At 65.1% G+C, this 20,769-nt stretch carries 20 protein-coding genes and 1 pseudogene; 3 read left to right on the forward strand and 18 right to left on the reverse strand.

Features of this window, described 5'->3' with window-relative positions:
* Nucleotides 1–11: 11 nt before the first annotated feature.
* The 10 genes from ABL844_RS20590 to glpD all read right to left on the reverse strand — a co-directional run bounded on the left by ABL844_RS20590 (nt 12) and on the right by glpD (nt 10,640).
* Nucleotides 12–407, reverse strand: coding sequence for a hypothetical protein (locus tag ABL844_RS20590; RefSeq protein ID WP_418128744.1), 396 nt, complete (start codon nt 405–407; stop codon nt 12–14).
* Nucleotides 408–539: 132 nt separating this feature from the next.
* Nucleotides 540–1,676 (reverse strand): beta-ketoacyl-ACP synthase III, encoded by a 1,137-nt coding sequence (locus ABL844_RS20595; RefSeq protein ID WP_418128746.1) that lies wholly within the window; start codon nt 1,674–1,676, stop codon nt 540–542.
* Nucleotides 1,666–2,667, reverse strand: a complete 1,002-nt coding sequence (locus ABL844_RS20600; protein ID WP_184641256.1) for a dialkylrecorsinol condensing enzyme — start codon at nt 2,665–2,667, stop codon at nt 1,666–1,668. The genes ABL844_RS20595 and ABL844_RS20600 overlap by 11 nt, the downstream gene beginning before the upstream one ends.
* Nucleotides 2,668–2,870: 203 nt before the next feature.
* Nucleotides 2,871–4,604 (reverse strand): ABC transporter substrate-binding protein, encoded by a 1,734-nt coding sequence (locus ABL844_RS20605; RefSeq protein WP_418128747.1) that lies wholly within the window; start codon nt 4,602–4,604, stop codon nt 2,871–2,873.
* Nucleotides 4,605–4,711: 107 nt separating this feature from the next.
* Nucleotides 4,712–5,020 carry a DUF2160 domain-containing protein gene (locus ABL844_RS20610; protein WP_126021794.1) on the reverse strand — a complete coding sequence of 103 codons (309 nt, stop codon included), beginning with the start codon at nt 5,018–5,020 and terminating at the stop codon, nt 4,712–4,714.
* A 12-nt stretch (nt 5,021–5,032) separates the two neighbouring features.
* Nucleotides 5,033–5,845, reverse strand: coding sequence for a carbohydrate ABC transporter permease (locus ABL844_RS20615; RefSeq protein WP_093203041.1), 813 nt, complete (start codon nt 5,843–5,845; stop codon nt 5,033–5,035).
* A complete protein-coding gene (locus ABL844_RS20620; RefSeq protein WP_184641258.1) occupies nt 5,842–6,732 on the reverse strand; it encodes a carbohydrate ABC transporter permease in 891 nt (296 codons plus the stop codon). Before ABL844_RS20620 ends, ABL844_RS20615 begins: the two co-directional genes overlap by 4 nt.
* A gap of 61 nt (nt 6,733–6,793) precedes the next feature.
* Nucleotides 6,794–7,864 (reverse strand): ABC transporter ATP-binding protein, encoded by a 1,071-nt coding sequence (locus ABL844_RS20625; protein WP_126021792.1) that lies wholly within the window; start codon nt 7,862–7,864, stop codon nt 6,794–6,796.
* A 2-nt stretch (nt 7,865–7,866) separates the two neighbouring features.
* On the reverse strand, nt 7,867–8,940 hold the full coding sequence (locus tag ABL844_RS20630) for an ABC transporter ATP-binding protein (RefSeq protein WP_418128748.1): 1,074 nt from the start codon (nt 8,938–8,940) through the stop codon (nt 7,867–7,869).
* A 35-nt stretch (nt 8,941–8,975) separates the two neighbouring features.
* A complete protein-coding gene (glpD, locus tag ABL844_RS20635) occupies nt 8,976–10,640 on the reverse strand; it encodes a glycerol-3-phosphate dehydrogenase (protein WP_418128749.1) in 1,665 nt (554 codons plus the stop codon).
* Nucleotides 10,641–10,762: 122 nt separating this feature from the next.
* On the opposite strand from glpD, the gene ABL844_RS20640 reads away from it, so the two are divergent.
* Both ABL844_RS20640 and glpK read left to right on the forward strand, forming a co-directional pair.
* Entirely contained in the window at nt 10,763–11,533 is a 771-nt protein-coding gene (locus ABL844_RS20640) for a DeoR/GlpR family DNA-binding transcription regulator (protein ID WP_126021789.1), read from the forward strand.
* A 25-nt stretch (nt 11,534–11,558) separates the two neighbouring features.
* Nucleotides 11,559–13,058 carry a glycerol kinase GlpK gene (gene glpK, locus ABL844_RS20645; RefSeq protein WP_418128750.1) on the forward strand — a complete coding sequence of 500 codons (1,500 nt, stop codon included), beginning with the start codon at nt 11,559–11,561 and terminating at the stop codon, nt 13,056–13,058.
* Between the two features lie 15 nt (nt 13,059–13,073).
* On the opposite strand, the gene ABL844_RS20650 is transcribed toward glpK, so the two are convergent.
* Nucleotides 13,074–13,535: an SH3 domain-containing protein gene (locus ABL844_RS20650; RefSeq protein ID WP_184641263.1), complete on the reverse strand. Its 462-nt coding sequence runs from the start codon at nt 13,533–13,535 to the stop codon at nt 13,074–13,076.
* Between the two features lie 199 nt (nt 13,536–13,734).
* Between ABL844_RS20650 and ABL844_RS20655 the strand changes: the two genes are divergently transcribed.
* The gene (locus ABL844_RS20655; RefSeq protein ID WP_418128751.1) at nt 13,735–15,378 is read left to right on the forward strand and encodes a phosphoethanolamine transferase; all 1,644 of its coding nucleotides are present in this window, start codon (nt 13,735–13,737) and stop codon (nt 15,376–15,378) included.
* Nucleotides 15,379–15,385: 7 nt separating this feature from the next.
* Here ABL844_RS20655 and ABL844_RS20660 read toward each other — a convergent pair.
* The 7 genes and pseudogenes from ABL844_RS20660 to ABL844_RS20690 all read right to left on the reverse strand — a co-directional run.
* Nucleotides 15,386–15,487 (reverse strand): annotated as a pseudogene (locus tag ABL844_RS20660) (peptide transporter); the annotation flags it as partial.
* 85 nt (nt 15,488–15,572) lie between these two features.
* Complete coding sequence (locus tag ABL844_RS20665; RefSeq protein ID WP_126021786.1) at nt 15,573–16,163, reverse strand: hypothetical protein; 591 nt, start codon at nt 16,161–16,163, stop codon at nt 15,573–15,575.
* Nucleotides 16,164–16,222: 59 nt separating this feature from the next.
* Entirely contained in the window at nt 16,223–16,666 is a 444-nt protein-coding gene (locus tag ABL844_RS20670; protein ID WP_418128752.1) for a hypothetical protein, read from the reverse strand.
* Complete coding sequence (locus ABL844_RS20675; RefSeq protein WP_418128753.1) at nt 16,663–17,265, reverse strand: hypothetical protein; 603 nt, start codon at nt 17,263–17,265, stop codon at nt 16,663–16,665. The genes ABL844_RS20670 and ABL844_RS20675 overlap by 4 nt, the downstream gene beginning before the upstream one ends.
* Before the next feature lie 23 nt (nt 17,266–17,288).
* The gene (locus ABL844_RS20680) at nt 17,289–19,004 is read right to left on the reverse strand and encodes a ShlB/FhaC/HecB family hemolysin secretion/activation protein (RefSeq protein ID WP_418128755.1); all 1,716 of its coding nucleotides are present in this window, start codon (nt 19,002–19,004) and stop codon (nt 17,289–17,291) included.
* A gap of 118 nt (nt 19,005–19,122) precedes the next feature.
* Nucleotides 19,123–19,845, reverse strand: coding sequence for a hypothetical protein (locus ABL844_RS20685; RefSeq protein ID WP_418128756.1), 723 nt, complete (start codon nt 19,843–19,845; stop codon nt 19,123–19,125).
* Between the two features lie 112 nt (nt 19,846–19,957).
* A complete protein-coding gene (locus tag ABL844_RS20690; RefSeq protein WP_418128758.1) occupies nt 19,958–20,767 on the reverse strand; it encodes a hypothetical protein in 810 nt (269 codons plus the stop codon).
* Nucleotides 20,768–20,769: the final 2 nt, after the last annotated feature.

Consider the following 20,769-nt stretch of genomic DNA (forward strand, 5'->3'; position numbering starts at 1 on the left):
CTTGAAGTCCGTCACGGTAGCTCCCGCAAGGTGGAAACGGGCAGGCCCAGCGCCTCGCCGTAGCGTGCGAGCTGTGCCGGCGAGAGCGCGGCGAAATGGCGCGGCTGCAGGTGGCGGCGCACGCGCCACTGCCAGAAGCCGCTGGTCTGAGAGAGCAGTGCCACGTCCATGCGGCGTTCGTACATCCAGTATTCGAGCGGCGACGCCAGCCCGGCCTTCACGCGCTCCTTCGCGGCGCGGGCCTGCTCGACCAGCACGTCGACCGCGTGGCTGGTGACGATCTCCTCCGCCTCCCAGCCGCGCGAGGTGGTGGTGACCACGCGGCCCTGCGCATCGCGCGCGTACATCAGCTTCGAGTGGCCGTCGAGGGTCGCGTTGCCCTCCTGCGGTACTGCATCCAGATCCATCTCACTCTCCCGCGTCCGTCAACAGTGGTATTGGTCCAGGAACACCGCGGAACCGGCTTTGCCGGGCCGCTGGTGTTGCCCCCGGCGAGGGGGTGGGCGGCCACACGAAGTGGGCAAGCCTGGGGGAGTACCTCATGCCACCGCCTCCATGTGGATGAAGCCGCTGGAGAAACGGCCGCTCTCGGGCACGAACATCAGCAGCTTCTGGCCGGGCTTGATGCGGCCCGAGCGGAACAGCTCGTCGAGCATGATGTAAGGCGAGGCCGAGCCCGTGTTGCCCTTGGTCGCGAGGTTGCTGAACCAGCGCTCGCGCGGGATCGGGAAGCCCAGCTCTTCGAGGGCCCGGCTCACCGGCTCCACGAAGTACTGCGACGAGAGGTGCGGCAGGAACCAGTCGACGTCCGCCGGCTTCAGTCCGCGCCGCTCGATGACTTCGGCCAGCGGCTCGGCCATCGTGGCCCGCACGATGTTCTCGTTGAGCAGGCGCACGTCCTGCTTCACTGCAAAGGTGGATTCGCTGCGCCACTCGTCGGGCGACTTGCGCGCCCAGCCGTCGAGGCCGCCTTCGGCGTTCTTCTCGGCGCCTGCGTACATGCAGGCCGGCAGTTCGTGCGCGGCCGAGGAAAGGTCGATCCAGTCGATGCGCAGCGACAGCGGCCCGCGCGGCGCGGTCTCCAGCAGCACGGCGCCGGCGCCGTCGGAGAGCATCCAGCGCAGGAAGTCCTTCTCGAAGGCCAGTTCGGGCCGCGCCTCCAGCGCCTCGATCTTGTGCTCGAACTCGGCCTCGAAGCGCGAGCCGCGCATCACGGCCGAGGCCAGCTCGGAGCCGGTGGCCACCGCGCGCCGCGCATCGCCCGCGCGCACCGAGAGCCACGCATGCTTCAGCGCCGCGGCGCCGGCCAGGCAGATGCCCGCGCAGGCCACCACTTCGAGCCGCGGCCAGCCGAGCTCGCCGTGCACCATCACCGCGTGGTTGGGCATGAGCTGGTCGGGCAGCGAGGTGCCGGTGACGAGGCAGTCGACGCGCCCCACGTCGCCGAGCGCGCGGATCGCGCTGGCGGTTAGCTGGGCGTTGGTCATCGCCAGCTCGCCGGTGGCGCGGTCGATGGCGTAGTGGCGCGACTGGATGCCGTTGCTGCGAAGGATCAGCCGCCGCGCGCGGGACGCCTTGCCGCCGATGCGACCGAGGACGTCTTCGATGTCTTCATTGCTGACCGGGGCAAAGGGCAGGAAAGCGGCAGTACGGGTCAGGAAGACATCAGTCGTCATAGAGAGGGGTGCGGTCCGTGGCTGAGCCCGACGGGCACTCGAATTTGGCCGTCATTCTAGTCAGCCACCCCCTGAACAGAGGTCGCAGAAGCGCCTGCAGGCTCAGGCTCACGGGCACCACCGTGATGATCAGTACCAGCAGGAACAGCACGTACAGCAGCAGCAGCGGCTTGCGCTGCCATGCGCCGGGCCCACCGGCGGCCATGATGAGCTTGCCCCAGAGGTAGAAGCTGCGCGTGCCGGCCTTCTCGCTGATGAGCAGCCTGGCATTGGCCTGTACCGCGCCGAGGCCGGCCAGCAGCGGCTGCGTGCCGCGCTCCAGGTTCTTGTGCAGCGCGTCGCGCAGCGCCCGGCCGAAGCGGGCCGTACCTGCGATCTGCCCGGTGCTGAGGCCGGCGTCGGGCATGCCCCAGAAGCCGCGCTTGCGGCCCCAGATGAGCCAGGCCGGCGTGGTGAAGAAGGTGGCGAGCGTGGGGCCGGGGTCGGTGAGCACCACGTTGTCGATGAGCCGCGCGCCCACGTCGTCGAGCATGCCCTTGAGCTTTTCCTGCGCCAGCAGCCACATGTTGCGGCAGGCGATGACCGTGACCACCGGCTTGCCCTTGAGCAGCCGGGCCGCCACCGGATGCTTGAGGAAGGCCGCCACCGGCTGCGAGGGTGCCAGGAACCACACCTGGTACGGGAGCACGACGAGGTCGAAATCCTCGTCGCCCGTCAACGAGAGCGGCGCCAGCGGCTGTGGCTTCATGTGGGCCGACTCGGGGAAGGCGTCGAAGAAGCTCAGGAAGGGCCAGGGAAAGGGGTACGGCTGCCGGGGCCGCAGTACTTCCTCGTGCACCTGTATGGCCGGGTCCGCCTTCAGCGGCGCGACGATCCGGTCGGCGACCTCGTCGAGCTGGCCGGACTGCGAATAGCGCAGGACGAGGACGCGCTTGACGCTCGAAGACGTGTCGGAAGGGCTGGAAAGGCTGGAATTCACTGGCTCGGTCATTTCGGGGGCCGTCGAATGTAAGCGAAGCACCCTGCAAACGCATCTGCCATTGGTCATGGCGTCGCATCAATCAGACGCTCGAAGCGGTCAAATTGCGATCAAACGACGGTCGAGCGGCCGGCAATGCGGAAAAGGGCACAAAAAAAGGGCCGCGCCTCGCGGCACGGCCCTGTCTGCAGCAGAGTGCTGGGGTGGCCCGGCGCTCAGCGCACCTTGCCTTCCTTCCAGGCGGTCAGCAGCTTGTTGTAGTCGATGGTCTCGCCCTTCGGCTTCTCGTTGGCCAGCTTCTTCCACGGGGCGTGGTCATCGCTCAGGTACTTGGCCGGGTCGCCCTTCGGGTTGAGCTTGGGCGCGCACTTGGCCATGCCTGCGCGTTCCAGGCGGGCCATCACGTTGTCCATCTCGTCGGCCAGGTTGTCCATGGCCTTCTGCGGGGTCTTCTCGCCCGTCACGGCCTCGGCCACGTTCTTCCACCACAGCTGGGCCAGCTTGGGGTAGTCGGGCACGTTGGTGCCGGTCGGGGTCCAGGCCACGCGCGCGGGGCTGCGGTAGAACTCGATCAGGCCGCCGTACTTGTTGGCGTTCTGCGTGAAGTAGTCCGAGCGGATGTCGCTGTCGCGGATGAAGGTCAGGCCGGTGATCGACTTCTTCAGCGAGGTGGTCTTGGCGGTGATGAACTGCGCGTAGAGCCATGCGGCGGCCGTCTTGTTGGCGTCATGGCCCTTGAAGAAGGTCCACGAGCCCACGTCCTGGTAGCCGTTCTGCATGCCCTGCTTCCAGTACGGGCCGTTCGGGCCGGGGGCCATGCGCCACTTGGGCGAGCCGTCCTCGTTCACCACGGGCAGGCCCTTCTTGGTCATGTCGGCGGTGAAGGCCGTGTACCAGAAGATCTGCTGGGCGATCTGGCCCTGCGCGGGCACCGGGCCGGCTTCGCCGAAGGTCATGCCCATGGCTTCCTTGGGCGCGTACTTCTTCATCCAGTCGATGTACTTGGTCAGCGCGTACACGGCGGCCGGCGAGTTGGTGGCGCCGCCACGGGCCACCGAGGCACCGGTGGGCGTGCACTTGTCGGCGGCCACGCGGATGCCCCACTCGTCGATCGGCATGCCGTTGGGAATGCCCTTGTCGGCGGAACCGGCCATCGACAGCCATGCGTCGGTGAAGCGCCAGCCCAGCGACGGGTCCTTCTTGCCGTAGTCCATGTGGCCGTAGATCGGCTTGCCGTCGATGGTCTTCACGTCGGTGCTGAAGAACTCGGCGATGTCCTCGTAGGCGCTCCAGTTCAGCGGCACGCCCAGGTCGTAGCCGTACTTGGCCTTGAACTTGTCCTGCAGGTCCTTGCGCGCGAACAGGTCGGCGCGGAACCAGTACAGGTTGGCGAACTGCTGGTCGGGCAGCTGGTAGAGCTGGCCGTCGGGCGCGGTGGTGAAGCTGGTGCCGATGAAGTCCTTCAGGTCGAGGCCGGGGTTGGTGAATTCCTTGCCAGCGCCGCCCATGTACTCGGTCAGCGACATGATCTTGCCGTAGCGGTAGTGCGTGCCGATCAGGTCGGAGTCGGACACCCAGCCGTCGTAGATCGACTTGCCCGACTGCATCGAGGTCTGCAGCTTCTCGACGACGTCGCCTTCCTGGATCAGGTCGTGCTTGACCTTGATGCCGGTGATTTCCTCGAAGGCCTTGGCCAGCGTCTTCGATTCGTACTCGTGGGTGGTCAGGGTCTCGGAGACGACGGAGATCTCCTTCACGCCCTTGGCCTGCAGCTTCTTGGCTGCCTCGATGAACCACTTCATTTCCTCCATCTGCTTGTCCTTGGACAAGGTCGATGGCTGGAACTCGCTGTCGATCCACTTCTTGGCTTCGGCCTCGCCGGCCGTTGCCGCACCATGCGCGGCGAACATCGCCGCCGCAAGTGCCAATGCCGTGTAGCGCATCTTCATGGAACTGTCTCCTCGGTTGTTGCTTCCCCGGTGTTGTGTCCGATCACGGCTCCGGGGAGGCGGAGAGCCGGAACGCTTCTGGAAGAAGGAAAAAATGCGGTGCCCGCTCAGCCCTTGCGCATGACCAGCGCGAGCAGGCCCATCGACAGCACGAAGCTGATCCACACCGAGGGCTCGGCCTCGAGGCTGAACCATTCCTGGAACTTGCCCGCCAGGCCGACGAAGACCAGGTTGACGTAGGCCGCCGACAGCAGCCCGATGAAGAGCCTGTCGCCGCGCGTGGTGGCCATCGGCAGCCAGCCGCGCCGCAGCGTGGTGGGCGACTTCAATTCCCAGATCGTCATGCCGACCAGCATCAACGCGATGCAGACGAAGAACACGGCCACCGGAGTGGTCCAGACCATCCAATCGAACATTTCCGTGCCTCCTCAAACACGACCCATCGCGAAACCCTTCGCGATGTAGTGACGCACGAACCAGATCACGATGGCACCCGGCACGATGGTGAGCACGCCGGCCGCGGCCAGCGTCGCCCAGTCCATGCCCGACGCGCTCACGGTGCGCGTCATGGTCGCCACGATGGGCTTGGCGTTCACGCTGGTGAGCGTGCGCGCCAGCAGCAGCTCGACCCAGCTGAACATGAAGCAGAAGAACGCCGCCACGCCCACGCCGGCCTTGATGAGCGGCAGGAAGATCGTGAGGAAGAAGCGCGGGAACGAGTAGCCGTCGATGTACGCCGTCTCGTCGATCTCGCGCGGAATGCCGCTCATGAAGCCTTCGAGAATCCACACCGCCAGCGGCACGTTGAACAGCAGGTGCGCGAGCGCCACGCCCAGGTGCGTGTCCATCAGCCCGACCGTGCTGTAGAGCTGGAAGAACGGCAGCAGGAACACCGCGGGCGGCGTCATGCGGTTGGTCAGCAGCCAGAAGAACACGTGCTTGTCGCCCAGGAACGAATAGCGCGAGAAGGCATAGGCCGCCGGCAGCGCCACGGTGAGCGAGATCACCGTGTTGATCGCCACGTAGATCAGGCTGTTGATGTAGCCCGAATACCACGACTCGTCGGTGAAGATGCGCGCGTAGTTCGACCAGGTGAGCTGCTGCGGGAAGAACGAGAAGCTCGAAAGAATCTCCTCGTTCGTCTTGAAGCTCATGTTGATCATCCAGTAGATGGGCAACAGCGCGAACAGGATGTACAGCACCAGGAAGATGCTGCGCTTGTGAAATCTCTTCTCGTTCATTTCTCCACCTCCGCTTCCTGCGTGCCGACCCGCTGCATCCAGTTGTAGAGCACGAAGCAGAACAGCAGGATGATCAGGAAATAGATCAGCGAGAACGCCGCCGCCGGCCCCAGGTCGAACTGGCCCACGGCCTTCTGCGTGAGGTACTGGCTCAGGAATGTGGTGGCGTTGCCCGGCCCGCCGCCCGTCAGCACGAAGGGCTCGGTGTAGATCATGAAGCTGTCCATGAAGCGCAGCAGCACCGCGATCATGAGCACGCCGCGCATCTTGGGCAGCTGGATGTAGCGGAACACCGCGAACTTGCTCGCGCCGTCGATGCGCGCGGCCTGGTAGTAGGCGTCGGGAATGGAGCGCAGGCCCGCATAGCAAAGCAGCGCCACCAGCGGCGTCCAGTGCCACACGTCCATCACCAGCACGGTGAGCCACGCGTCGGCGGCGCTGCCGGTGTAGTTGTAGTCGATGCCCAGCTTCTGCAGCGCGTGGCCCAGCAGGCCGATGTCGGCGCGGCCGTAGATCTGCCAGATGGTACCCACCACGTTCCACGGGATCAGCAGCGACAGCGCCACCACCACCAGCACGGCGGAAGACTTCCAGCCCTTGGCCGGCATCGACAGCGCCAGGCCGATGCCCAGCGGAATCTCCACCAGCAGCACCGACAGCGAGAAGCCCAGCTGGCGCCACAGCGCCTGGTGCAGCTCGTCGTCGCGCATCACCGCGGCGAACCATTCGGTGCCCACGAACACGCGGCGCTCGGGCGAGATGATGTCCTGCACCGAGTAGTTGACCACCGTCATGAGCGGCACGATGGCCGAGAAGGCCACGCAGACCAGCACCGGCAGCACCAGCCACCAGGCCTTCTGATTGATCGGCTTATTGGTGGCGTTCACAGCAATACCTCCGTGCTTCGCACTCCGGTGCGAGCTTGTTTGGGGCGGCCCGGCACTGCGCTCATGCGACCAGCTCCTCATCCTTGTAATAGCAGGTGTGGGTATCGAGCACCCTCACCCACACCGTGTCCCCCACCGCCGGCGAGCGGTCGTCCGAATGCAGGCGCACCTTCAGCAGGCTGCCTCCGGCCTCCACCGTCAGCATCACGTGCGTGCCCACGTCCTGCACCTGCTTCACAACCGCCGGCACGGCGCCGGCAGCGCCCGCGTTCGACAGGCGCAGGTACTCGGGGCGGATGCCGATCTTCAGCGGCCCCTGCGGCAGTTCGCGTGTGGGCACCAGCGGCGTTCCGGCCACTTCGATGGTGCCGTTGCCGCTTTGCGCCGACAGGAAGTTCATGCCCGGCGAGCCGATGAAATGCCCGACGAAGGTGTGGGCCGGCCGCTCGAAGAGCGCGTCGGCGCTGCCGACCTGCACGGCCTTGCCGCGGGTCATGACCACCACCTCCTCCGCGAAGGTGAGCGCCTCGACCTGGTCGTGCGTCACGTAGATCAGCGTGAGCTTCAGCTCGCGGTGGATCTGCTTGAGCTTGCGGCGCAGCTGCCACTTCAGGTGCGGGTCGATCACGGTGAGCGGCTCGTCGAAGAGCACCGCCGACACGTCGCTGCGCACCAGGCCGCGGCCGAGCGAGATCTTCTGCTTGGCGTCAGCCGCAAGGCCCGCTGCGCGCTGGTTGAGCTGGCCGCTCATGTCGAGCATCTCGGCGATCTCGCCGACGCGCTTCTTGATCTGGTCGGCCGGCATCTTGCGGTTGCGCAAGGGGAACGCGAGGTTCTCGGCCACGGTCATGGTGTCGTAGATCACCGGGAACTGGAACACCTGCGCGATGTTGCGCTCCTGCGGCGTCGCACGCGTCACGTCGCGGCCGTCGAAGGTCACGGTGCCCTGCGAAGGCACCAGCAGGCCCGAGATGATGTTGAGCATGGTCGTCTTGCCGCAGCCCGAGGGGCCGAGCAAGGCGTAGGCGCCGCCGTCGCGGAAGCTCATCTTCAGCGGGAGCAGCGCGTAGTCGCTGTCCTGCGTGGGGTTCGGGCGGTAGGCGTGGGCCAGGTCGAGGTCGATGCGTGCCATGGCTAGTCTCCCTTGCGCCACGCGGGCGCCAGCGCCAGCTTTTCACTGGCATCGAACACATAGGCTTGCGACGCGCTGAAGTACAGCGTGAGCGAGGCACCCAGCTCGAAGCGGTGCACGCCGGTGAGCTGCGCCACCAGTTCGCCGACCGCGGTTTCCACGTGCACGAAGGTGTCGGAGCCCGAGATCTCGGCCAGTTCCACCTTTCCCGGCAGGGCGATGTCGCCCTCCCCCGCGTCGACGTTCAGTGCGCTCGCACGCAGGCCCAAGGTGACGGAGCCCGAAACGCTTTCAGGCAAGGGCAGCGCCAGTGCAGGGCCGCCGGCCAGCTGCACGCGGCCGGCCGCGGCCGTGGCGGACAGCAGGTTCATCGGCGGGTCGCTGAAGGCGCGCGCCACGCGCAGCGACTGCGGCGCATGGAACACCTCGGCCGTGGGGCCGTACTGCAGCAGCTCGCCGGCATCCATCACGGCGGTGTAGCCGCCCAGAAGCAGGGCTTCGCCGGGTTCGGTGGTCGCGTAGATCACGGTCGAGTCGCCGGTGGCGAAGAGCTGCGTGAGCTCCTCGCGCAGGCCTTCGCGCAGCTTGTAGTCGAGGTTGACCAGCGGCTCGTCGAGCAGCATCAGCGGCGCGTTCTTGGCGAGCGCGCGCGCCAGGGCCACGCGCTGCTGCTGGCCGCCGGAGAGTTCCTGCGGATAGCGGTCGAGGAACATGCCGATATGCAGCTTGTCGGCCAGCGCCTTCACCCGCGCGTCGATGTTCGATTCGCCGCGCAGCTTGAGCGGCGAGGCGATGTTGTCCGCCACCTTGAGCGACGGGTAGTTGATGAACTGCTGGTAGACCATCGCGACGTTGCGCTCGCGCACCGGCATGCCGGTCACGTCCTTGCCGTCGACCAGCACCTTGCCGGTGGTGGGCGTGTCCAGCCCCGCCATCAGCCTCATCAGGCTGGTCTTGCCCGCCTGCGTGGCGCCCAGGAGCACGGTGACCGCGCCGCTCTTGGGCGCGATGCTCTGCTCGTAGAGCCATGTCTGCGCTCCCACCTTCTTGGTGACGCGCTCGAGTGTCAATTGCATTGGCGCTCTTCCTCTTCTCTTCCCTTGTGTCCGGCCTAGTTGCTGCCGGCGCGGGCTTGTTGCGGCTGTTGCCGCAGCCAGCGCGCGACCTGTTCGCGCTGCTCGGGCGTGTAGTGCAGCCCCAGCTTGGAGCGGCGCCAGAGCACGTCTTCGGCACTCACGGCCCATTCGTTGTCCTGCAGGAAGCGCAGCTCGCGCTCGTGCAGGCCGGGTGCGACTTCGCAGCCCAGGTCGGCCATGGCCTTGGCATCGCCCAGCAGATCGGCGATGCGCGCGCCGTAGGCACGCGCGAGGCGGCGGGCCAGGTGGCTGCCGAGCCACGGATGACGGGCCTGCACGGCCTCGACGAAGCGCTCGAAGTCGTCGTCGGGCCGCCTGGCGGCGCCGATCCAGGACGACAGGTCGCCGCCCGCGAGGAAGGCGCCGTCGGTCCAGGCCGGGCGCTGCTGGGCGGACTGGCCCAGCATCCGGCCGACCTCGTCGGCGGCGTCCTCGGCCAGCTTGCGGAAGGTGGTGATCTTGCCGCCCCACACCGACAGCAGCGGCGCGGCCGTGGTGTTCGACTCCAGCATGTAGTCGCGCGTGACGGCCGATGGGTCGCCCGAGTCGTCGTCCAGCAGCGGGCGCACGCCCGAGTAGGTCCACACCACGTCCGAAGGCACGATGGGCTTCTCGAAGTAGCGGCTGGCCTGGGTGCAGAGGTATTCGACCTCCTCCTGCGCGATGCGCGCGGCGCCGGGGTCGTCGCCGCTGAGCTCGATGTCTGTGGTGCCGATCAGCGTGAACTCGTCCTGGTAGGGAATGGCGAAGATGATCCGCTTGTCGGGGTTCTGGAAGATGTAGGCGTGGTCGTGCTCGAAGAGGCGCGGCACCACGATGTGGCTGCCCTTCACGAGGCGCAGGCTCTTGGTGGCGAGCGCCTCGCCCTTGGCCGACTGGGCCACGCCGCGCAGGAAGGATTCGGCCCACGGCCCCGCGGCGTTGACCACCGCCCGGGCACGCAGCGTGCGCTTGGCGCCGTCGGTGCCCAGCAGAGTGGCGGTCCAGCCGCCGGCGTCGCGCTGGGCATTCACGCAGCGGGTGCGGGTCAGGATCTCGGCGCCACGCGCCTTGGCGTCGAGGGCGTTGAGCACCACCAGGCGTGCGTCGTCGACCCAGCCGTCGGAATAGATGAAGCCGCGCTTGTACTGCGCCTTCAGCGGCTTGCCGGCCGCGTGCGCGCGGAGGTCGACGCTGCGCGAACCCGGCAGCACCTCGCGGCGGGCGAGGTGGTCGTACATGAACAGGCCGATGCGGATCATCCACGCCGGCCGCATCGACGGGTCGTGCGGCATCACGAAGCGCAGCGGCCACATGATGTGCGGCGCGCTCTTGAGCAGCACCTCCCGCTCCTGCAGCGCCTTGCGCACCAGCGAGAACTCGTAGTACTCGAGGTAGCGCAGGCCGCCGTGGATCAGCTTGGTGGAGGAAGACGAGGTGTGCGAGGCGAGATCGTCCTTTTCGCACAGCACCACGCGCCAGCCGCGGCCCGCGAGGTCGCGCGCGATGCCGCAGCCGTTGATGCCGCCGCCGACGATCAGCACGTCGCAGTCGGTGGCCGGCGCGGGCGAAGCGGAAGGAATAGCGCTCACAGAAGATGGGTCCGTTGAAGCGTGACTTTCGTCACTGACGGCGGCCATTGTATTTTCGAGTTTTTTCATTTGGATTCCTTTTGGCGCGATTTTCCTCCGAGTTTTCCCTTAGTTGGATTCGTTTTTGTTCGCTTTAAAGTGACGCGCCGAGTACTCTTGGCCTCAGTCTTCCCGCATTCCACGACGCCTCCGTGAACTCCAATCCCCGTCAGATCAACCTCCTGGACACCGTGCGCGCGCGCGGTTCCGTCACCGTCGAGCAACTGGCCGACATGCTCGGCGTGACCCTGCAGACCGTGCGGCGCGACGTGCAGCGGCTGGCCGACGAGGGGCTTCTCACCCGGTTCCACGGCGGCGTGCGCGTGCCCAGTTCGACCACGGAGAACATCGGTTACCAGCAGCGCGAAACGCTGCACGCCGAAGGCAAGGCGCGCATCGCCCGCCGCGTGGCGCAGCTGGTGCCCAACGACTGTTCGCTGATCCTGAACATCGGCACCACCACCGAGGCCATCGCCAAGGCGCTGCTGCGCCACACGGGCCTGCGCGTGATCACCAACAACCTGAACGTGGCCACCATCCTCAGCGGCAACGCCTCGTGCGAGGTGATCGTGGCGGGCGGCTCGGTGCGCCCGCGCGACCGCGCCATCGTGGGCGAGGCCACCATCGATTTCATCCGCCAGTTCAAGGTCGACATCGCGCTCATCGGCGTGTCGAGCATCGAGGCCGACGGCTCGCTGCGCGACTTCGACCTGCGCGAGGTGAAGGTGGCACAGACCATCATCGCGCAGGCGCGCGAGGTATGGCTGGCCGCCGACGCGAGCAAGTTCAACCGACCCGCGATGATCCAGCTGGGCACGCTCTCGCAGATCGACCGCCTCTTCACCGACGCCGAGCCGCCCGCGCCCTTCAGCGATCTGCTGAACGCCGCCCAGGTGCGCCTGGAGATCGCGCGCGAGAGCTGAAGACGAACAGAAGGAACAAGAACGAATGACGACCACCTACCTGCTCGCCCTGGACCAGGGCACTTCCAGCTCGCGCAGCATCGTTTTCGACCGCGAGGGCCACATCGTCGCCATCGCGCAGAAGGAGCTGACGCAGATCTACCCGCAGCCGGGCTGGGTCGAGCACGACCCGATGGAAATCTGGCGCAGCCAGCTCGCCACCGCGCGCGAGGTGCTCGTCAAGGCCAAGCTCAAGCCCACCGACATCCACGCCATCGGCATCACCAACCAGCGCGAGACCACCGTGCTGTGGAACCGCACCACGGGCCAGCCGGTGCACCACGCCATCGTCTGGCAGGACCGCCGCGCCGAACCGCTGTGCGCGCAGCTGCGCGACGAAGGCATGACCGACACCATCCGCGAGAAGACAGGCCTGGTGATCGACGCGTATTTCTCCGGCACCAAGCTGCGCTGGCTGCTCGACAACGTGCCCGGCGCGCGCGAGCAGGCCGCGCGCGGCGAACTCGCCTTCGGCACCGTCGACAGCTGGCTCATGTGGCAGCTCACCGGTGGCAAGGTGCACGTGACCGACGTGAGCAACGCCTCGCGCACCATGCTCTTCAATGTGCACCGCAACGAATGGGACGCCGACCTGCTGAAGGCGCTCGACATTCCCGCCTCGCTGATGCCCAAGGTGCAGCCCTCCAGCTCGCACCTCGCGGACACCGATGCCGCGCTGCTGGGCCACACGCTGCCCATCGGCGGCGTGGCCGGCGACCAGCAGAGCGCCCTCTTCGGCCAGGCCTGCTTCGAAGCCGGCATGGCCAAGAACACCTATGGCACCGGCTGCTTCCTGCTGATGCACACGGGCGGCGAGTTCCAGCCTTCGCACAACGGGCTGCTGGTGACCAGCGCCGCGCAGACCGATGCGAAGCCGCAGTACGCCATGGAAGGCAGCGTGTTCGTCGGCGGCGCCGTTGTGCAGTGGCTGCGCGACGGCCTCAAGGCCATCAAGGGCAGCGCCGAGGTGCAGTCGCTCGCCGAGAGCGTGCCCGACGCGGGCGGCGTGATGATGGTGCCGGCCTTCACCGGCCTCGGCGCCCCCTACTGGGACGCCGACGCGCGCGGCACGATCACCGGCCTCACGCGCGGGACCACGGTGGCACACATTGCGCGCGCCGCGCTGGAGAGCATCGCCTACCAGAGCGCCGCGTTGCTGCAGGCCATGAGCCGCGATGCCGTGGCCGCCGGCGGCAAGCCCGTGGCAGAGCTGCGCGTGGACGGCGGCGCCAGCGTGAACGACCTGCTGATGCAGTTCCAGGCCGACCTGCTGGGCATTCCGGTGGTGCGGCCCGAAGTCATCGAGACCACCGCGCTGGGCGCCGCCTACCTGGCGGGGCTTTCGACCGGCGTCTACACCGACGCGCGGCAGCTGTCGAAGCTGTGGAAGATCGAGCGGCGCTTCATGCCGACCATGGGCCGCGCCCAGGCCGAGGAATCGATGGCGCGCTGGGAGCGCGCCGTGCGGCAGGCCACGGCGACCTGATCCGCCGCCTGCGGCCTACCAGCCCCAGACGAGGCGCCGCTGCACCCAGCCGGTGGCGCCGCCTTCGTGCCGCACCTTGAGCCAGTCGCCGCGCCGCTCGATGGTGCGCAGCACGTCGCCATAGCCCGCCCTCTTCACCACCGGGCTGCGCACGCCGGGCGCGCGGCGCAGGTTGGCCGATTGGGCCTTCACCACATGGTGCGGCGTCTTGTTGGTCATCGGGCGGAAGACCCAGGCCTTGTCACCCTCGAAGTCGCTCACCCTGAGCCAGTCGCCCTTCCTGCCGATCACGCGGAACGGATAGCCCCTGGTCACCGTCCAGTGCGACTCGTAGCGCTGGCCAGGGCCGGTGCGCATGTTCAGCGTCTTGACGGCGGCGCTGACCATCTGGGTCTGCGCGGCGGTCGCGGAAGGCAGTGCCACCCACGAAAGAGCGAAAGCAAGCAGGAGCGCGGGGAGCCGGCTGAATCTGAGCATGGAGCGGAGGTTCCTTTCTGTATGCAGAACAGTGAAAAGCCCGTCTGGGCACCAGAGGCCCGATAAGTTCCGCGGGGATATCCCTGAGTGCACCTTCCGGCCAAAGGGCCTCGCCGGCATCGGGGCACTGAAGGCTGCCGCGCAATCCCAGGGGCAGAATGCGCCCGCCCTTCCCGACTCGCCTCGCCGCGCCGCCTGCTTGACCACCCTGCCCCAACAAGCTTCTCCGTCGCGCAATGCGCTGCTCGCCTGCGGCGTGGTTGGCGCGACACTGCTGGCGCTCATCGCACTCGGCCATGACGGCCGCCGCATCGCGCAGCTCGCTGTGCTCGCATTGCCGATGGTGCTGTGGCTCGCGTGGCCGCTGCGCAGCGCGCGCATACGGCGCGTTCGCACGCTGCTGGTATGGCTCTGGGCGATGGGCTTCGCGCTCGACGGCGCAGTGCGCGCCTATCTGCTCGACACCTACCAGGCCGCGCCAGACGGCGCGATGGTGCTGGGCGCCGCGGCCAACACCAATGCACGCGAAGGCGCCGAGTACCTGTGGATGCACTGGCGCTCCGCCGCCGTGTGGGGCGCGGTGCTGGTCGTGGCGGGCGTGCTCGTGGGCATGTTCGCGCGGCGCGGCGCCATCGCGAGCACGACTGTCTCAGCCCGGCCTTCGCGATGGATGGTGGCGCTGATCGCGCTGCTGCTTCTGGTCTCGTGCGTGGCCTATGCCAGCAAGCCCTGGCGCAGGCTGCATCCCGCGATCTTCTGGACGCAGTGGTTCGACTCCCTCCACGCGCTGCACTCCGCCTGGGCCGACCAGCAGAAGCAGCGCGACCGCCTGATGGCGCAGGCCAAGGCCATCGCGCCCGTCATGACACAGGCCGCCCCCTCCACCGTCGTACTGGTCATCACCGACAGCATCAACCGCGACAACATGGCCCTCTACGGCTACGGCCGCCCTACCACGCCGCGCCTGCTCGCGCACAAGGCCCAGACCGGCGACCAGATGGCGGTGCTGAAGAACGCGTGGTCGGTGGACGCCAGCACCCTGCCCGCGCTGCGTAACATGTTCCACTTCGGCCTGCCCGAAGCCGAGAGCCCGCCGCACGTGCTCGCACTCGCGCGCGCCGCCGGCTACAAGGTCTGGTGGATCAGCAACCACGACGACCTCGCCATCGAACAGCAGCACGCTCGCCTTGCCGACGTCGTCGATATGGTCAACCGCACCCCCGGCCGCGCGAGCGCCTCGCTCGACGGCGAGATCCTCGACTGCGTGCAGGAAGCACTGGCCGACACCAGCACCGACCGCAAGCTCATCGTCGTCCACCTGATGGGCGCGCACCCGCACTACAGCTTGCGCTTTCCCGCAAACGCCAACCCTTTCGACGACAACGTCGATGCGGTGGAGAACGGTTTGGTCAAGGATGGGCGCTCGGCCTGGGTGCGGCGCTTTCGGCAGGAGTACGACGCAGCGCTGCTGTATCACGACTTCGTCGTGTCGGAGCTGCTGCAGCAGACGCGCGCGCCGGGCAAGCCGGGCGAGTACCGCGCGTGGATGTATCTGTCGGACCACGGGCAGGAGGTGGGGCATGTGAGCGACCGTGCGGGACACAGTCCATCGACTGCTTCGGGCTACCGCATTCCGGCCGTCGTGTGGCGCAATAGTCAGTCGCCGGTGTTGTCGGCGGAGGCTGCGCAGCAGCCCTTTCGGGCTGATTGGGCGGGGTGGAGCTTGATGAATCTGCTTGGGGTCCGGTGGGACGGGCAGAGGGCTGAGCGAGATGTGCTGGGGGGAAGCTACCAATGGCAGGCGCCGGTGATCCCCGTCGCGGTGGAGTCGTTTTCCCGATAGCTGGTCGGAAGCTTGCGTTGAGATTGAATCTCAGCGTGACCTTCGCGATGCGATAGCCCTCCGGCTTGCTGATCGGCGCGCCGACGAAGAAGTCGTAGCTCAGCTTGCTTCACTGGCCGCACGCACTTATGTTCTCGGACACGGCCGTAGGTCTCCAAAGAACCGGCCAGTCGTGTTGAGCGAATAGGAGCCAGTCAGAACCGAGGAACTGCCGGGGGATACTTTCTACGCACCTCCTCAGGCGTGATGAATCTGGTGCACAGGGGGGATACAAGGTCTGCAGATCGCCCCTGCAGCGGCACCGGGATCTGCGATCCGTCAGCGTTCTCCTTCGTCATGAACACACCGCATTTCTCTGCCGAGACTTCTTTGCCAAAGAAGGTGTCGCCCTTGGGATCGATGAAGCGGTTGCCTGACAAGCGATACCTCGCGCCGTTCTCCGGTTGAAACGCAAAAAGGATTCGACAAAACTTGCCAACTGACGCCGACGCGTATTCCATGATGGCCTCCTGATCCGCGCGCAGGAAATGCACCGCTGACGAATCGGCGCGCGACGGCACCGTGCCTAGAAGCGATGGCCCGTCCGCCAGTTCCTGGGAGCGAGTCATACACCCTTTCTCGTCGAGCAAGAGAATGCGAACGCGATCCCTTGTTTCGATCCTGAGCTCAGCGTGAGGCTCGTCTTCAGCCGGGGTGCGATAGCCCGCCAATTGGCATCCACTCAGCAACACCGCCGCGGCGAGAAGCGGGATGGAGAACCAATGTGCTCTCAGTTTGACTTTCATTCTTGATCTGCGGAAAGAGATTCGGCCACCGTTGACGGAAGCGAGAGTGGTTCCGCGTCCTACTCGGACTGCTCTGATGTGCCGCCTGGCGGTGTTTTTCCTTCCATGGCAGATTTCAAGAATTCAATGGAGATAGAGCTGAAACGGGACCACCATGCGTTCACCTCGGTGCCGCCCGATGGCAGCTTGGTGATCTCATAGTGGGCGATGCGCGTTGTATATCCTTGCAGCATCGTCACGGTGCCTCGACCTCCGGCACGATCAAGCTCCGATGTTTCTCGCATATCAAGACTTGCAGCGCCGGTATGCATTTTGTTGACCGTTTCGGATGCTCTACGGGCTTGACGCCCGACGTCGCGGTACACCAACACGAAATCGCGATCCGTCTTGAGAGTCACGCGGTGCTCGGCGCGCGCCTTGAGCTCGTCGACACTTCTGTACAACGGCATTGCGGTGCACCCGACAAGCACGACGGCCAGCAGCAGAAGGAAGAACCGCTTCATTCCGTACTCCCCAAGGGGGCCACGGCGAGCGCCGCTGAATCGATCAGGTAGTGCTCCTTCTCATCGATGGAGAACCGAGTGTCCGCACGGTAAGCCGATATCAGCACGAATCTTTTTCCTTTTTCGTTTGTTTTTTCAGTGATCACGTAGTTCGCCCCGGCTTTGAACTCAATGTTCTTGAGCAAAGTCTGCTCTCCCGTGAGCTTCCCACCAGAAACCATAACGTTGTGCCGTCCCGGTGGGATCTTGAGTCTGAGAAGGGTAACCTGCGGGCTATAGAGGCCAACGCTCGCGCCTCCAAACTGTCTGATGCCAGTAGCAATGCCATCAACGCGAGAAGGAACGTAGGCGGCCCACGCCGTATCCATGTAGTGGCTATACGGGTAGCCGCTCAGCGTGGCGAACGGCTCTCCAGGCTTGACCAACTGATTTTGGTAGTTGGAGCGAACCGTTTCGACGGGAACCCGAGCTGCAGGAGAGGCGCAACCCCAAAGTGCTGCGGCCAAAGGCAAGGCTGTCAGCGCCCTCATGACGGGGCCATTGAATGTCGTAGATGGCCTTGCTATCGGTCGGCGGACGCCATCGATGAGATTGTTCACTCGGTTCTTCCTCGTTTTTCTGATCAGAAACTTGCATTGAGATTGAAGCCCAGCGTGACCTTGGCGGTCCGATAGCCCTCGGGCTTGCTGATCGGTGCGCCGACGAAGAAGTCGTAGCTGAGCTTGCTCCACTGGCCGCGAACACCGATGACGGCGCCGGCAAGGCTGCGGCCGAGCAGATCGACCGTCGAGCGGCCACCCACATGGCCATAGTCGACACCAACGTACAGCTCCGCTCCGCTCTGCCCGGCGGCCCACCCGATGTCGTTGCGGATGAGCCAGCCGCGCTCGCCCATCAGGCTCGTCTCGCCATCGAAACCGCGCACCGTGTAGCGCCCGCCGATGGCGAAGCGGTCCTGCGGCGTCAGCGGCGTGCGATTCCACTGGGCGCGGATCAGGCCGGAGTAGCGCATCTTCTGCTCGCCCAGCTTGAACGGTGCGTTGAGGCTGATGTCGGCGGTGTAGAGCTTCAGGCGCGAAGTGCCCTCGCCGAACTCCTCTTCCGGCGCGACGCGCGAGCCGAAGCCACCGGTGCCGCGCTTGTAGGCCAGCGTGCCTTCCAGCGTCGCCTCGCCGATGTATTCCTTGTGATTGAGGCTGAGCTCCCAGCCGCCGACCACGCGGTGCTGCACCTCGACCTCGGTGTCGTCCACGAAGTTGCGCGACTCGCGGCGCCAGCCCTTGATCGCTATGCTCGTCTTGCGGCTCTGGTCGCGGTAGACGAGGCGCGAGAGCTTGACCTCGGCGTTGTTGGACTTGCCGGCGTAGACGTAGTCCTGGTTCAGGCCGGCCACGCTCTGGTGGTACTGGCTGTTCGAGGCCGTGAGGCCCAGCAGCCAGTAGCCATACGGCAGCGAGTAATGGACGGTCTGGCCTTCAGTGCCCTTGGCCGGATCGCCGAAGACGTGGTTGTTGATGTTGTGGTTGGCGCTGACGTAGAACAGGTCGTTCAGGCCGAAGGGGTTGTCCAGGGACAGGGTGGCTCCGGCCTGGTAGCGGCCGGTGGCTTCGGTGCCACTGTCGTCCAGGCTTAGGGTGACGCGCCACTTCTTGGACTGGACGTACTTGACGACGAGGTCGCTGTCGCCGGGCTTGGCGTTGGGGGCGGTCGAGGGTTCGATCTGGATATCGGCTTCGGCGGTCGGAGCACGCTTCAGGTTCTCCAGACCCTGTTCGATATCGCGTAGGTTCAGCAGGTCGCCGGGGCGGGCTGGGATTGCGGAGGCGAGTAAGGCTGGGCTGCCGAGCAAGGTCGATGAGGAGTCCGCGGTCGTGCGAATGGCGGCGATGCGGCCTGGCACGAGCGACAGCGTCAAGGTGCCGGTTGAAAGGTCCTGCGGTGCTGCGAGAACGCGGGTCGTGACGTAGCCGCGGGCGATGGCGGCTTGCTGGGCGCGGGCGAGGACGACATTGACGCCGACCGTACCAAGGCAGCGACCGACAGGCGAATCATTGCCTTCAGGGCCGGACAGATCGGCAACAGCCCATTGGAAGGACTCGGACTGCTCGCCGACCAGTCGCACGCGGTCGATGCGGAAGCATGGCGACTCGGATTCAGGAATGCGCTGAGCCGGAGCGGGTGGCGCAGCCTGCGGGCGCTGGTCGACGGTGCGTTCGTTCTGCTCGCGCAGGGCGCGTTCACGCTCTTGCTGGCGTTGCTGCTCAACAAAAGGCTGCGGGGCACTTGGCACCTGCGCTTGAGCCAGCAGAGGACTGCCAATCAGTACACCGGCCAGCATGGCACGCGAATTCGTTCTCAATTTCTCTCCCTCATCATTTCTTATGCTCACACCACACAGCGGCGATGCAAGCAGTGCTCAAGACCGCGCGTGCAACATCATTCGCACAACGTAGGAGTTAAGGCACTACGGATCGCGCAACCACCGTGCTTGGTGAAACCTGCGCGCGAATGTTTTGGGCAACCCTTGTCGCCAGTGCATTGACCGCATGGTCATAGCTTTGAGCGACCTCCTGCGGATGCTCGACCAATTCACTGAAGCTCGACCAGTGATGATCCGGGTTCGCTGGCACGCTCCATGATGCGTTCTCGTTCGTTGCGTCGGCACCGTAATAGAGCGTTTCGCTGTAGAGGCTGTCTTCCGTCTCGCCTCGAACCAGATAGGCGCTCAGGTTGACGCGCGGCACATAGTCCCTTGAGAAACGGGCAGAAAACATGCCGACCTCGTTGAGGTAGACACGCAGCACTGCGTCGGTCGGAGGCAGCTTGCTTTCATCGATCACAGACTGTGCTGGTCGTCCCGAGGCACCTTCGACTACTTGCGCTTCGTAGCCTTGAGCTACCAACTGCCGAACCAACGCCGCCGTGAACTTCGGTCCCATGTCCTTTCGCGCGGCCTCCATACGCTCATTGAAGTCCGCACTCTTGATGCGGTCTGCCACTGACTGCCACAGCACGCCGAGTAGGATGCCTTTGTTCTCGGTATGCATCTTCTCGATGGGCGCCACGGGAACCACGATGACGCGTGCCACCGGCGCTTGCTGCACAGGCGTGACAGGAGATCGAGCGCAACCCACCAGAAAGCCGAATGCAAGAAGTGAGGCCAAGAGTTTGATGCGCATGGAAATTGGATGATTGGTCCGAGACCCGATTGACGTAGCCAGTGAAAGCAGCCCTTGGTCTACAGCCCCTCTTTTCGCCGTGCGACACACCGGCGCTGACACCACTCCCGCTTTAACCGGCATTTATCACTGGCTCGCGCTTTACTACAAACATTTCTCTGGGGAAATGACTCTTAATACGGGCACGGCGCTCTGAAAATCCCCCAAAATCCTTTTCTATCTCCGATATTTCGGAAGAAACGCGCAGCAACAATCCGTCGTTCAACTCCTCAATCAGCGCACCGCTCGCCGCAACATGTTTCTCGTCAAACTTTCCCCGGATAGCCGCACCAAAATATATTGACCAAGGAAGATTGGGAATTGCCTCTCCACGTTCAGGATGCAAAGCTCCGGCAAAAAAATCGCCTGCTGCTGGATCGCTCTCCCAACGAACACCATCACTGTTGACTTGTCGATCAATCCAGCATGGATAGGGGTTCTTTTGGCTCTCGATCTCAGTGAATAGATGCAAAGTGGCAACCTCAGGATTCAAGATTTGGCAAAGCCTCTTGAACAAACCGAAGAAGTCGACAGATTTATTAAATTTAATGGAAAAAAGCAGAACGCCATGCAATTTGGCGACGCCATTGCTCGATGACGTGTGCATCACATGCCAATCGCTTTTGAGTGCGCTAGCACGTTTCCAAAGCATGTTCGTCGCAAATGAGTGAACTCCAGTTGCATCCTTGTAGCTGGAGAGCGGCGCCCAATGCTCTTGACATTCCTCAATGCTCTTGACAGGCGTTCGAACTGGCTGTTTCCATGAGACAAACTCAGGGAAAAGTTTCTCACTGGTATTCGAGAAAGCTTCAAGAACTGCCTTCCCAATTTCCCAATTCGCCGTCGGAATTTTGGTATTAATGGATATTTTAATAGTTGACAAAA

Origin of the sequence: Variovorax sp. 278MFTsu5.1, from assembly GCF_048305045.1 — a bacterium.
Lineage (GTDB): Bacteria > Pseudomonadota > Gammaproteobacteria > Burkholderiales > Burkholderiaceae_C > Variovorax > Variovorax guangxiensis.